Consider the following 12902-nt stretch of genomic DNA (forward strand, 5'->3'; position numbering starts at 1 on the left):
GCAGCTACGCGTGTTGACAGGAAGTGTCCATGCCAAGCCTTTTCGGCCCTTTCCGGGGCGGGCGCGGCGCGTCCGCCTGACGCCTTGTTACGTACTCGGCACTTCTTGTTACGTGCCCATGACAGATTTGTTGACTAGTGCTCAACTCTCTTGTTCTACGCCGGTAGATGGTCGACGCTTTACTCCGGCCGAGGGCGGAACGCGACGCTCCCGGCCGTGTGCGCGAGCACGCGCACATCCCCCACATGACGCGCGCCCCACCCAGGCGCGCGCCGCCTAGAGGAGGACTCCCTCGTAATGGCACAACTGCGTAGCAAGAGACTCGGGTTCGCCGCGATCACCCTGTCGGCGACCGCCGCCCTCGTGGGCGGGCTCACCGCCCTCCCCGCCCAGGCCGCCGCTCCCGCCGAGGGCCGGGTGCTCGCCGCGGACTCCCCGGCCGCGATCAAGGACAGCTACATCGTCACGCTCAAGAAGAGCGCGGGCCTGAAGGCGTCCTCGGCCGCGGGCAAGGATCTCGTCGAGGAGTACGGCGGGTCCGTGCGCAAGACGTTCGGCAAGGCGCTGAACGGCTACTCCGCCACCCTCTCCGCCACCGAGGCCAGGCGCCTCGCCGCCGACCCGGCGGTGGCCTCGGTCGAGCAGAACCAGCGCGTCCAGCTGTCCGCCACCCAGACCAACGCTCCCTGGGGCCTGGACCGCATCGATCAGACCTCCCTCCCGCTCTCCCGCACCTACACCTACCCGGACAGCGCGGGCACCGGCGTGACGGTCTATGTGATCGACACCGGTGTGCGCATCACCCACCAGCAGATCAGCGGCCGTGCCGCGCACGGTTACGACGCCGTCGACGGCGACAACAACGCCTCCGACGGCAACGGCCACGGCACCCATGTGGCCACCACGATCGCGGGCTCGACCTACGGCGTCGCCAAGAAGGCGAAAATCGTCGGGGTGCGGGTGCTGAACAACAGCGGCTCCGGCACCACGGCCGGTGTGATCGCGGGCATCGACTGGGTGACGAAGAACCACTCCGGCCCCTCGGTCGCCAACATGTCGCTCGGCGGCGGCGCCTCCGCCTCGCTGGACACGGCCGTCCGCAACTCCATAGCCAGCGGCGTCACCTACGCCGTCGCCGCGGGCAACAGCAGCACCACCGCCTCCTCGTCCTCCCCGGCCCGGGTCGCCGAGGCGATCACCGTCGGCGCCACCACCAGCACCGACGCCAAGGCGAGCTACTCCAACTACGGCTCGGCCCTGGACATTTTCGCGCCCGGCTCCTCCATCACGGCCGGCTGGCACACCAGCGACACCGCGACCAACACCATCTCCGGCACCTCGATGGCGACCCCGCACGTCGCGGGCGCGGCGGCGGTCTACCTGGCGGGCCACACCTCTGCCACCCCGGCCCAGGTCGCCTCGGCCCTGGTCGGCGGCGCCACCACCGGCAAGGTCACCAGCGCGGGTTCGGGCTCGCCGAACCGGCTGCTGAAGCTCGTTCCGTAACCGGCACGGACACCGGCACGGACTACCAGCACCTGAACAACCGTTCCCCGCCAGGCTCGACACGCCTGGCGGGGAACGGTTGTTTCCGCCACCGGAACCTTTCAACTTGCGCCCCACGAAACGCATCCCGCAACGACCAAACCAACAAAAACGTGAGGGGCCGTTCCAGGTCTTGCCATACGGGTTCAATCGTCAATACCGTCATACATCTCACCCGCATCGGTCCGTCAGTACGCGGCTCTAGGGGAGGGCTCAAGGACCGCGACGAACCGACGCGGGGCGCGGTAGGGGGGTGCCGTGCTCGGTGACCGCAACTGTCTTCGAGCCGTGCCGCGCGGTCGGCTGCCGTTTTTCGCCGTCGGCCAGCTTTGCCAGCTCACCCGGCGTGCCCGAAGCTCCATCTCGGCGTGCCACGGGTGAGAACCCCCCTTTCGAACCGGATTGGATCCGGACTGCCCTGGGGGGGCGGTCCACCGGACGAGAGGGACCAGACTCATGAGCTCAGTTCTGCAGCCGGCCGCGGCGGAGCAGTATCCGCCGACCGCCGGGAAGTACCGGCCCGTCTCCTCTCACCTGGCCATTGCGCCGCCGGTGAGCGTGGTCATCCCGGCCATGAACGAGGCGGAGAACCTTCCGTACGTCTTCAAGACCCTGCCCGACTGGATCCACGAAGTGGTCCTGGTCGACGGCAACTCCACCGACGGCACCGTCCAGGTGGCCCGCGAGCTGTGGCCCGACGTCAAGGTCGTCGAGCAGCGCGGCAAGGGCAAGGGCGACGCCCTGATCACCGGGTTCCAGGCGTGCACCGGCGACATCATCGTGATGGTCGACGCGGACGGCTCGGCGGACGGCAACGAGATCGTGTCGTACGTCTCCGCGCTGGTCTCCGGCGCGGACTTCGCCAAGGGCTCCCGCTTCGCCAACGGCGGCGGCACGGACGACATGACCTTCATCCGCAAGCTCGGCAACTGGGCGCTGTGCACGGTCGTCAACCGCAAGTTCGGCGCCCGCTACACCGACCTGTGCTACGGCTACAACGCGTTCTGGCGGCACTGCCTCGACAAGATCGACCTCGACTGCACCGGCTTCGAGGTCGAGACGCTGATGAACATCCGGGTCGTCAAGGCCGGGCTCAAGGTGCAGGAGATCCCGAGCCACGAGTACCTGCGCATCCACGGCACCAGCAACCTGCGAGCCGTGCGCGACGGGCTGCGCGTGCTCAAAGTGATCCTCCAGGAGCGCTCCAACCGCCGGGCGCTGCGCCGCCGTTCGCCCCAGTCGCCGATGCTCGACTCCGTCCGGGGAGAGGTGTCTTGAGCGGTCCCGGCATCTCCGTCGTGATCTGCGCGTACACCGAGGACCGCTGGGAGGACATCCTCGCGGCGGTCTCCTCGGTGCGGGCGCAGTCACGGCCCGCCCTGGAGACACTGCTGGTCGTCGACCACAACGACACGCTCCGGGAGCGGCTGGCCAAGGAGTACAAGGATCACCAGGAGGACCAGGAGCCCTCCGGCGGCGCAGTGGTGCGGGTGCTCGCCAACGCGGGCCCGCGCGGCCTGTCCGCCGGCCGCAACACCGGCATCGCCGCCGCGCGCGGCGAGGTCGTCGCCTTCCTCGACGACGACGCCGTGGCCGAGCGCGACTGGCTGCTGCACTTCGCCGAGGCGTACGCCGACCCGCGCGTGATGGCGGTCGGCGGGCGCACCGAGCCGGTCTGGGCGTCGGGGCGGCGGCCCGGCTGGTTCCCCGAGGAGTTCGACTGGGTGGTGGGCTGCACCTACCGCGGCCTGCCGCCCGGCCGGGTCCGGGTGCGCAACGTGCTCGGCGGCAACGCCTCGTTCCGCCGCAGCGCCTTCGACGCGGCGGGCGGTTTCGCCACCGGCATCGGCCGGGACGGCGACAAACGCCCGCTGGGCTGCGAGGAGACGGAACTGTGCATCCGTCTCAGCCGGGCCCGGCCGGACGCGGTGCTGCTGATCGACGACCGGGCGGTGATCCACCACCGGGTGCCCGAGGCCCGCGAGCACTTCCGCTACTTCCGCACGCGCACGTACGCCGAGGGCCTGTCCAAGGCCCTGGTCGCCCGGAGTGTCGGCGCCGACAAAGGGCTGGAGTCCGAACGCCGGTACGCCACCCGGGTCCTGCCGGCCGGGGTGGCCCGGGGGCTGCGGGACGCCCTGCTGGCCCGACCGGGCGGTGCCGGGCGGGCGGGGGCGATCGTCGCCGGGGTGCTGACGGCGGCGGGCGGATACGTCGTCGGCAGCGTCCGGGCGCGCCGGGGCGGAACCACGTTTTCGGTGCCCGAGTTGTCCGTGCCCGGGGCAAAGGGGGCGGTGCTCCGTGAGTGACGCACGCGTACCGATCCTCATGTACCACGCGGTCGCGACCGATCCGAACGACGCGACCCGCGCCCTGTCCGTCACCCCGGAGGCGTTCGCCGAGCAGATGGCGGTGCTCGCGGACCGGGGTCTCAGCCCCGTCACCACGGCCGAGCTGGCGGCGTGCTGGCGCTCCGGCCGCGCGCTGCCCGAGCGGCCGGTCCTCATCACCTTCGACGACGGCTACGAGGGCGTGCACCGGCACGCCCTGCCCGTCCTCGCCAAGCACGGCTTCCCGGCCACCCTGTTCGTCTCGACCGGGTGGATAAAGGGGCCGTACGACACCGGAGGCGGCCTGGACACCATGCTGGACTGGGACCAGGTCCGCGAGCTCGCGGCGGCGGGCGTCGAGATCGGCGGACACAGCCACAGCCATCCGCAGCTCGACCAGGTCTCCGACGCCACACTGCGGTTCGAGCTGATCCACTGCAAGGAGATCGTCGCGGACCAACTGGGCACCGTACCGGCCTCGTTCGCCTATCCCTACGGCTACTCCAGCCGCCGGGTGCGGGAGGCGGTGCACGAGACGGGCTACGCCCAGGCACTCGCCGTCGGCAACGGCCTCGCGCGCCGTGCGCAGGGGCCGTACGCCCTGCGGCGCGTGACGGTGCGCCGCAGCACGGGCACCGACGAGTTCGAGCGGCTGGTCGAAGGCCGTGCGATCGCCCGTACGTTCGCCCGGGACCGTGCCCTGACCAAGGGCTACGCCATGGTCCGCAGGACACGCCAGGCACGCCGGCTGATCTCCCGCCTCGGGGCCTGACCAGCACCCGGGAACACGCCGCGTGCACCGGGAAACCGCGTGCACGCGGCGCCCTCGTGCCGGATCATGGCGGCATGTCTGGAAACCCGCACGAGGCGCTGCCGATCCGGCTCAACGTCGACGACTCCGACTCCCCGTCCGATGTCGTCGACGCGCTGTTCCTCGGCCGCTTCGCGACGGGCGAGCAGCCGTACTCCCACGCCGTGAACATCGACCGCGTACGGTCCGGGGCGACGCTGATGCCGCCCGGTGCCCGCGTGCTGCGCGCCGCCCGGGACGACGACCGCAGCGCGACGCTCGCGGAGGGCGACGGCTGGACGCTGCTGATCTCCCGCTGGAACCGGGGCGCCGACGTCACGGTGACGGCGACCAGCGCCGAACTGGCCGAGAAGATCCTCGACCAGGCCACGGACGGCGCGGCGGACGAACCCGAGCCGCAGCCGGAGAACGTCACGATGGGCTTCTGGTACGTCTCCCCGCGCCGCGGCCCGCACCGCACCACGCGCCAGATCGCGGCGGGCACCTGGGACGAGATCCGGCCCAACTACACGGCGCCGGTGGCGGACGCGATGGACCGCCTGATGAAGACGACCCCCGAGGACATCTCGGGCCGGCTCCTCCTCCTGCACGGCCCGCCGGGCACCGGCAAGACGTCGGCGCTGCGCACCCTCGCCCGTTCCTGGCGGGACTGGTGCCAGGTGGACTGCGTCCTGGACCCCGAGCGGCTGTTCAGTGACGTCGGCTATCTGATGGACATCGCGATCGGCGAGGAGGACGCGGCGGGCAAGGGCCGCTGGCGGCTGCTGCTCCTGGAGGACTGCGACGAGCTGATCCGCGGCGAGGCCAAGCACACGGCGGGCCAGGCGCTGTCGCGGCTGCTGAACCTGACGGACGGACTGCTCGGCCAGGGCCGCAACGTCCTGGTCGGGGTCACGACCAACGAGGACCTGGAGCGCCTGCACCCCGCCGTCGTCCGGCCCGGCCGCTGCCTCGCCCGGATCGAGGTGGGTCCGCTGACCCGCCGTGAGGCGGTGAGCTGGCTGGGGCGCGAGGACGGCGTCGGCCGCGAGGGCGCGACGCTGGCCGAGCTGTACGCGCTGCGCCGGGGCACGTCCCCGACGGCCCTGCCGGAACCGCGCGGGGACGCCGACGCGGGGTTGTATCTGTAGCGGGGACCGCCCGCTGGGTTCGCTCACAACCGTTTCTCACCTCCCTGTCACCAAGGCGTGCGACGGTGTGCGCAGGAGCGACGCCGAGCTCCGCATGGACCAGGGAGGCCTCCGATGGCACACACGGCACCCACCGTCTTCAGCGAACCCACCCACCGCGTCGCGCGGTGGGTCCTGCCCGTCGCCCTCGGTCTCGTCTACGGCAACTGGGTCGCGGTGAACCGGCGTCACGGTGGTCCGATCACCGGACCGGATCTGGCGTGGGGTGTGTGGAGCGGGCTCGCCTTCACAGCCGTCTGCATCGCCGTGGTCCAGGTGACCCGGCGCCTCAGACGCGACCTGCACGCCCTGCACGCCCTGCTCCGGGCCGCCTTCGCCGGCGCCGCACTGGGCTTCCTCTACAGCCAGACCGGCGACGACATCCGTCCTGTGGTCATCACGACGCTGCTGGTCACGGCAGCCGTCTTCCTGCTGCTGTTCTACCGCTTCCACACGCGCGCCGACGCGTAGGGGCGAGGACCAAGGTCGCCACTGCCACCCTCCCAGGGCGTGTGGTGCTTTGATAGGGATATGACCCTGTTCGTCGGCACGTCCGGGTGGCAGTACAAGGACTGGCGGGACGTCCTGTACCCGTCCGGGCTGCCGATGCGACTGTGGCTGGAGGAGTACGCCGGGCACTTCGCCACCGTCGAGATCAACAACGCCTTCTACCGGCTGCCGGCCCGGGAGACGTTCGAGGACTGGCGCGGGCGGGTGCCCGCGGACTTCGTGGTCGCGGTCAAGGCGAGCCGCTATCTGACCCACATCAAGCGGCTGAAGGACCCCGAGGAGCCGGTCGACCGCCTGATGAGCCACGCGGCGGGTCTCGGTGACCGGCTCGGCCCGGTGCTCCTCCAGCTCCCGCCCAACCTGCGTGCCGATCCGGGCCTCCTGGACGCCTGCCTCGCCTGCTTCCCCGCCTCGACCCGGGTCGCGGTCGAGCCCCGCCACGACTCCTGGTGGACGCCGGAGGTCCGCGCGGTCCTGGAGTCCCGGCGCGCGGCCCTGTGCTGGGCCGACGTCCTGGCCCGCCCCGCGACGCCGCTGTGGCGCACGACCGACTGGGGCTACGTCCGCTTCCACCAGGGCCGCGCCCGGCCCTGGCCGCACTACGGCCGCCGCTCCCTCGCCACGTGGCTCGACCGCATCGCCACGACCTGGTCCGACGGCGAGGACGTCTACGCGTACTTCAACAACGACCCGGGTGGTGCGGCGGTGGCGGACGCGATGACGTTCGCGCGGCTGGGGAGGTCGGCGGGCCTGGAGATCACACGGACACCCGAGCGTCTGGCGCAGGCCGGCCGAGCAGCGCCCTACTCCCCGTAAGACGCCCGCAGGGCATCCCGTACGGCGGCGAGCGCCGCGTCCTCCCCCTGCCCGAGCCTGCGAGCCCGCTCCGCGAACGCCTGGGCGGCGACCGCCAGCTCCCGGTCCGCCGCCGAGCCGGCGGCGGCCACGAACGTGCCGTGGCGGCCCCGCGTCTCGATCACGCCGTCCGCCTCCAGCGCCCGGTACGCCTTGGCGACCGTGTTCGCGGCGAGCCCCAGCGACTCGGCCAGCCCTCGCACGGTCGGCAGCCGGTATCCCACCGGCAGCTCCCCCGACCGCGCCTGCTCGGAGATCCGCGCCCGCACCTGCTCGTACGGCGGAGCACTGTCGTCGATGTCGATCTTCAAGGTCACAGGCCGATTGTCCCGTACCCGACGGAAAATGGGAGGCACCCGGCGTGCGCCCCCGCGTAACGTGCGCCTCCATGACCGTGATCGTGCGCGACCTGCGACTCGACGTCCGAGCCGACGCCGAGGGGTTCTCCCGGACCCGCCGCCTCGCCCTGCCCTACATGCTGTCCACACCCGAGTCCGTGGTGCACACCCTGACCCGCGCCCACCCGGACTCCCACTTCGGGCAGCTCGTCGCGGAGGAGGACGGCGAGATCATCGGCACGGCCCAGATCAGCGTCGCCCACGACAGCCCGGAACCCGGCCAGGGCTCCGCCAACATCTACGTACGCCCCGAGCGCAGGCACCGCGGCGCCGGTTCGCTCCTGCTGCGTACCGCCGAGGAGCGCTTGGCGGGGCTGGGCGTGCGGAAGCTGTTCGCCTGGGTGCTGGACGAGCCGGACAACCTCGCCTTCGCCGAGCGGCACGGCTTCCGGGCCAGCCGCTCCGCCTACTTCCTGCGCCTGGACCTGGCAGGCGGCACGCTGCCGCCCCGCGAGCACCCGCCGGCCGGCGTCGAGCTGCGCACGGCCGCCGACTTCGCGGACGACCCGCGCCCGTTGTTCGCACTGGACGCCGAGACGGTGTCGGACGAACCGAGCGACATCGATACCGAGTTCACGGACTACGAGGCCTGGCTCGAACAGAACTGGAAGCACCCGCTCCTCAACCGGGACCTGACCACGGTCGCCCTCGTCGACGGCCGCCCCGCCGCCTTCAGCCTGGCGCACACCGACGGCAGCCGCTACGGGACCGCCATGACCGGCACCGCCCGGGCGTTCCGCGGCCGAGGTCTGGCGAAGCTCGCCAAGAACGACTCCCTGCACCGGGCCCGCGCCGCGGGGTACACGGAGGCGTTCACCGGCAACGACACCGGAAACGAACCGATGATCGCCATCAACAAGTGGTTCGGCTACGAGATCTGTGCGAAGGAAGTGCGTTATGTCCGCGAACTCGGCTGACCGGTCCGGCCAGCTGGACGTCGTGCTCGTCAAGGCGGGCCGTACGAAGATCCGCTACACCGGCGAGCTCCTGACGGACGACGGCACCCGCCTCGCGGTCCGTGCCCCGTGGGCGGGCAGCGGCGTCCGCGACTTCGGCTTCGTCCGCTTCGAGCCCGGGGACGTCTTCACGGAGTACTACTGGCGTGACCGCTGGTACGCGGTGAAGGAGGTCCGCTCGGCCACGGGCGCGCTGAAGGGCTGGTACTGCGACATCACCCGCCCCGCCTCGCGCTCCGGCCCGGAACTGGTCGTGGAGGACCTCGACCTTGACCTGTGGGTCTCCGCGGACGGCACGGACGTACGGCGCCTGGACGAGGACGAGTTCGCAGACAGCGGCCTCAGCGAGACGGACCCCGAGGCAGCAGCAGCCGCGCTCGCCGCACTCGACGAATTGGAGTCACTGGCTCGCGGCGGCGATTTCACCCCGCTCCTGGCCTGAACCCTCCCCGTTCACGCCGTCACGGCCACCACCGCGTACCGCTCGTCCGCCACCTCCCCGCCCCACAGCAGCGGATCGCCGGACAGCCGCTCCACGCTCACCTGCCGGGCGATCGGCGCGAGAAGGCCGGTGAGCCGCTCCGCCGGTATCCCGACCGGCGGCTCGGCCGTCCCCCACACCCCCTCGATCAGCACGAGGCGTCCTCCCGGCCGCAGCAGCCCGGCCCAGTGCCGCAGGGCGCGGCCGGGGTCGGGCAGGGCCCACAGGACATGCCGTACGAGCACGGCGTCGAAGCGCTGCTCACCGACCGGCGGTGCCGCCGCGTCACCGATGAGGAACACCGCGTCACGCCCGGCCGACTTGTGCCGGGCGAGCGTCACCATCGCCGGGGAGAGATCCACGCCCGTCACCCGGTGCCCCTGCTCGGACGCGAGGAGCGACAGACTGCCGGTGCCGCAGCCGAGATCGAGGACGTCACCCGCCTGCCCGGGCAGCCAGGAGCGCAGCCGCGCGGCCCAGGCCCGGCGCACCTCCGGGTCGCGCAGCCCGTGGTCCGGCTCCTCGTCGAAGCCGGCGGCCCGCGCGTCCCAGTCCACGTCGGCGCCGATGTCCGCCGAGGTCGTCCCGTCACTGTCGTTCGCCATGTGCCCAAGAGTGACACCCGCCACTGACACTCGAATCGTGACAGCCGCCACTGACAGACCAGGAGCGATGAGGAACTCTCCCCCGAAAGGTCTACCTCCGTGAGAACGCGGAACCCGGTAGCCCCTTAAGGAGGCAGCCATGCGCCGTGTGACCGTGCAGAAGCCCCTGAAGAAGTCGGACGTCCGCCGGCTCCGCGAGGAGGTCGACGAGCGCCCCGCCGGGCGCCCGGAGGTCCGCAGGGACATCGCACGCACCTGGTGGCCGGACGCCTGAGCGGCCGGTGCCGATCATGAGACGCACGCGTCAGAGCAGCCGCTTGCGGTAGTGGACGCGGTCGTAGGGCCCGTCCAGTCGTCGCTCCACCAGCTCATAGCCGTACTTCGGATAGATCTCCTGGTTCTCCCACATCAGCGCGTTCGTGTAGAGCCTGACCTCGGGCAGCCCCAGCGCACGCGCGTGCGCGTCCACGAACCGCAGCAGCCGTCGCCCCACTCCCCTGCCGTGCGCGGTGGGGTGGACGGCGATGATGTCGAGGAAGAGATGGTCCTCGAACGCCTCGACCACGACGAGGCCGGTCACGGGATCGCCCGTCACGAACACCTTGCCCGCGGCCACGTTCGCCGCGTGGTCCTCCTCCATGGGCTGCGGCACCCGTCCGATGCGCTCGATGTACGGGCGGAAAGCCGCGTCGATCACGCCCTCGACGACCGGTACGTCGGCGGCGCCGGCCGGCCGGGTCTCCTCGTCTGCCATGCCGAGACGGTACCTACCTGATGCCGGTCTGAGCACTCACTCAAGCGGGCCATAAGGATCTCCCCCGCGTGCCCGCACGCCCGCACGCCCGCACGCCCGCACGGCAGTCACCGCCGCCGCCCTCGGCGCCCTCCCGCTCACCCTGACCGTGCTACGCCGAGGGCCTGGAGAGTCCCGAGTCGGCCGCGTGCAACCACGGGCACGGCGACAACGACCCCAGCACTTCGGCCGAGCCGGCTGCGCCCCGGAGAACACCGCCCCGAGCCGGCCCGAGGCGGCCGAAGCCGCTCCCAACCAGCCGAAGGCGGCCGGTGCCACGGAGAACCTCGCCGAGACCGGCGGCGACATCGGCACCGCGTACGCCGCGATCGGCGGCGCGGCCGCGCCGGCGCTCGGCGCGTCGGCCCTGTTCCTGTCGGCCCGGCGGCGGACGGTGAGCGGCAGTCGCCACGGCCTCTGGCCCAGGACTCGGGGTCTGTCCGGCGGCTCAGGCCGGACAGACCCCGAAACGTTTCCCTGCACGTGTCAGCCGAATACACGTGTCAGTCGAACGCCGACGCGCACGTGGTGGGCCTGGCCCGAGCCGGGTCGAGGGCGTTGGCCACCTCGTGGAAGGCGATCCGGTCGAACAGCCCGATGGCCACATGCTCGGACAGGTCGACCGGGCACAGGTCCTGGAGCAGGACGTTGCGCACGTCCGGCCCGCTCAGGTACTGGCTGCGCCACGGCGTGACCACCTCGTCGTACTTGGTGGCGATGACGGTGTAGCGCACGCCTGGCACGGTGTCGCCGCCCGCGTTGAGCCGCTTGAGGAAGTCGGAGCCGGTGACCTGGTCGGCAAGGGCGGGGGTGCTCTTCGCCAACAGGTCGGCGGCGCCCGGGAAGTAGGGCAGCAGGTCGGTGAAGCCGTTCAGGTCGGTGCCGTGGTTGCTGGGCGCGATGCCGACCAGGGCGTTCACCTTGGCGGCTCCGCCGAGGAACCGCAGATACCAGCGGGGCATCATGCCGCCCTGCGAGTGCCCGACGACGTCGGTCTCGGGGGCCGGTGGCGGCGAGCACCTTGTCGACGAACTCCTTGAGCTGTCCGGCCGACTTCTCGACGGGTCCGAGGCCGTGGAAGAAGGGGACGCCCTCCAACTGGCCGTAGTCGAGGGAGAAGACGCAGTAACCGCGGACCTTCAGGTAGGGGGCGAGGCCCAGCCAGTTGTCGATGGAGTTCCCGAGGGTGCCGTGGACGAGGACGACAGGGCGGGGATGGGCGGCGGACGGCTTGCAGGAATAGTCGTTCCAGCCGGAGCTCGGGGCGCCGGCCGCCTGGGCGGAGTTGGCGGGGACGGTGACGGCCGCGGCGGTCAGCAGCAGCGCGGCCAGGGGTCTGAACACTCGTTTCCAGGGCAGCATCGAGTGATCTCCTTGCGGCTCAAGGGAGGTGCGACGGCACGACGCCCTGTGATCCGGATCACGGGATGCTGTTCACTCGTCAAGTTACGAGCGAGTAGTCAAACTTGGAAGTTACGCGTCAGTAAAAACTTCCAGCGATAACCGCCACTGGCGGATTCACGTAACACCCCTCACCAGGAAGGCCGCACGGGCCCCCGGGGCGCGATCCGCAGCAACTGCTCCCGCAGCACCCGCACTTGCTCCTCCCCCAGCACATCCCCCCACTCCCGCACAGCCTCCGCAGCCGCCTCCTCCGCGGCCCGCGTACAGTCCCACCCCCGCGCGGTCAACACGACGAGCCGCGCCCGCGCATCCTCGGGGTGCGGCCGCCGCTCGACGTATCCCTTGCGGACCATCTCGTCGACGAGCTGGCTGGCAGCCTGCTTTGTCACCCCGAGGTGGACGGCGAGGTCGGTGACCGTCGCGCCATCCGGGGCGAGCCGGGCGAAGGCGAAGCCGTGCGCGGGCCGCACCCCCTCGAAGCCGCGAGCCACCACGTTCTCGTTGATGCGCTGCGTGAGTCCGCCGGCGACGGCGAGCAGGGCGGCGGACAGGGCCATGGCCTCGGAGTTCTGCACGCATGCATTGAAACACCCTTGACGTGACGGTCAAGCAGCTTGACCATATAGTCAAGTTGCTTGACCACTTGGAGGCCGTCATGCCCGTCGTCCGCTCGTCCGAAGCCGTCACCCATGAGATCCACGGCGCCCGATTCATCTCGTACGCCATCCCGCGCAGCGGCAGTAAGGAGCTGTGCGCCTGGCGCGGTGAGATCCCCGCCGGTCTCAAGGCGCCCGAGCACACCGTCAGCCGGGAGGAGATCTTCCATCTGCTCGACGGCGAGCTGCTGATCACCCTCGACGGCCGCACCGAGCGGATCGCGGCGGGCGACACGGTGATCGTCAACCCCGGCGCCACCCTGGCCGTCGAGAACCCCACCGACCGGACCGCGTACTCCTGGGTCACCACCTCCGTCGGCCTGGAGGCACGGCTCGCCGACGGCACCCGTATCGTGCCGCCGTGGGCCAACTGACGTCACGCAGAAGGA

The 12902-nt window shown here is 71.3% G+C and carries 15 protein-coding genes and 1 pseudogene; 11 read left to right on the forward strand and 5 right to left on the reverse strand.

Annotated elements, in window-relative coordinates; genetic code table 11:
* Window positions 1-297: 297 nt before the first annotated feature.
* From PV963_RS09680 to PV963_RS09710, 7 genes are all read left to right on the forward strand, one after another.
* The gene (locus PV963_RS09680) at window positions 298-1506 is read left to right on the forward strand and encodes a S8 family peptidase (protein ID WP_274815243.1); all 1209 of its coding nucleotides are present in this window, start codon (window positions 298-300) and stop codon (window positions 1504-1506) included.
* Between the two features lie 495 nt (window positions 1507-2001).
* Entirely contained in the window at window positions 2002-2823 is an 822-nt protein-coding gene (locus tag PV963_RS09685) for a glycosyltransferase family 2 protein (RefSeq protein ID WP_274815244.1), read from the forward strand.
* The gene (locus PV963_RS09690; protein WP_274815245.1) at window positions 2820-3854 is read left to right on the forward strand and encodes a glycosyltransferase family 2 protein; all 1035 of its coding nucleotides are present in this window, start codon (window positions 2820-2822) and stop codon (window positions 3852-3854) included. The genes PV963_RS09685 and PV963_RS09690 overlap by 4 nt, the downstream gene beginning before the upstream one ends.
* A complete protein-coding gene (locus tag PV963_RS09695; protein ID WP_425540882.1) occupies window positions 3847-4647 on the forward strand; it encodes a polysaccharide deacetylase family protein in 801 nt (266 codons plus the stop codon). The genes PV963_RS09690 and PV963_RS09695 overlap by 8 nt, the downstream gene beginning before the upstream one ends.
* A gap of 74 nt (window positions 4648-4721) precedes the next feature.
* A complete protein-coding gene (locus PV963_RS09700) occupies window positions 4722-5816 on the forward strand; it encodes a DUF5925 domain-containing protein (protein ID WP_274815246.1) in 1095 nt (364 codons plus the stop codon).
* Between the two features lie 114 nt (window positions 5817-5930).
* Window positions 5931-6326 (forward strand): hypothetical protein, encoded by a 396-nt coding sequence (locus PV963_RS09705; RefSeq protein WP_274815247.1) that lies wholly within the window; start codon window positions 5931-5933, stop codon window positions 6324-6326.
* Between the two features lie 60 nt (window positions 6327-6386).
* Window positions 6387-7181 carry a DUF72 domain-containing protein gene (locus PV963_RS09710; RefSeq protein WP_274815248.1) on the forward strand — a complete coding sequence of 265 codons (795 nt, stop codon included), beginning with the start codon at window positions 6387-6389 and terminating at the stop codon, window positions 7179-7181.
* Here PV963_RS09710 and PV963_RS09715 read toward each other — a convergent pair.
* Window positions 7169-7537, reverse strand: coding sequence for a GntR family transcriptional regulator (locus PV963_RS09715; protein WP_274815249.1), 369 nt, complete (start codon window positions 7535-7537; stop codon window positions 7169-7171). The genes PV963_RS09710 and PV963_RS09715 overlap by 13 nt on opposite strands.
* Before the next feature lie 71 nt (window positions 7538-7608).
* Between PV963_RS09715 and PV963_RS09720 the strand changes: the two genes are divergently transcribed.
* The gene (locus PV963_RS09720) at window positions 7609-8535 is read left to right on the forward strand and encodes a GNAT family N-acetyltransferase (RefSeq protein WP_274815250.1); all 927 of its coding nucleotides are present in this window, start codon (window positions 7609-7611) and stop codon (window positions 8533-8535) included.
* Complete coding sequence (locus tag PV963_RS09725; RefSeq protein ID WP_274815251.1) at window positions 8516-9016, forward strand: DUF402 domain-containing protein; 501 nt, start codon at window positions 8516-8518, stop codon at window positions 9014-9016. The genes PV963_RS09720 and PV963_RS09725 overlap by 20 nt, the downstream gene beginning before the upstream one ends.
* 11 nt (window positions 9017-9027) lie before the next feature.
* Here the strand turns inward: PV963_RS09725 and PV963_RS09730 are convergent, their stop codons facing one another.
* Window positions 9028-9660: a class I SAM-dependent methyltransferase gene (locus PV963_RS09730; RefSeq protein WP_274815252.1), complete on the reverse strand. Its 633-nt coding sequence runs from the start codon at window positions 9658-9660 to the stop codon at window positions 9028-9030.
* Window positions 9661-9799: 139 nt separating this feature from the next.
* On the opposite strand from PV963_RS09730, the gene PV963_RS09735 reads away from it, so the two are divergent.
* Complete coding sequence (locus tag PV963_RS09735) at window positions 9800-9934, forward strand: hypothetical protein (protein ID WP_274815253.1); 135 nt, start codon at window positions 9800-9802, stop codon at window positions 9932-9934.
* Between the two features lie 30 nt (window positions 9935-9964).
* On the opposite strand, the gene PV963_RS09740 is transcribed toward PV963_RS09735, so the two are convergent.
* From PV963_RS09740 to PV963_RS09750, 3 genes and pseudogenes are all read right to left on the reverse strand, one after another.
* Window positions 9965-10414 carry a GNAT family N-acetyltransferase gene (locus PV963_RS09740; protein WP_274815254.1) on the reverse strand — a complete coding sequence of 150 codons (450 nt, stop codon included), beginning with the start codon at window positions 10412-10414 and terminating at the stop codon, window positions 9965-9967.
* Window positions 10415-10956: 542 nt separating this feature from the next.
* Window positions 10957-11815: pseudogene (locus PV963_RS09745) on the reverse strand (esterase/lipase family protein).
* Between the two features lie 170 nt (window positions 11816-11985).
* Window positions 11986-12432, reverse strand: a complete 447-nt coding sequence (locus tag PV963_RS09750) for a MarR family winged helix-turn-helix transcriptional regulator (protein WP_274815255.1) — start codon at window positions 12430-12432, stop codon at window positions 11986-11988.
* 80 nt (window positions 12433-12512) lie between these two features.
* Here PV963_RS09750 and PV963_RS09755 point away from each other — a divergent pair, with 80 nt between their 5' ends.
* Window positions 12513-12887, forward strand: a complete 375-nt coding sequence (locus PV963_RS09755) for a cupin domain-containing protein (RefSeq protein WP_274815256.1) — start codon at window positions 12513-12515, stop codon at window positions 12885-12887.
* Window positions 12888-12902 lie beyond the last annotated feature (15 nt).

It is taken from the genome of Streptomyces coeruleorubidus (assembly GCF_028885415.1).
Taxonomy (GTDB): Bacteria; Actinomycetota; Actinomycetes; order Streptomycetales; family Streptomycetaceae; genus Streptomyces; species Streptomyces coeruleorubidus_A.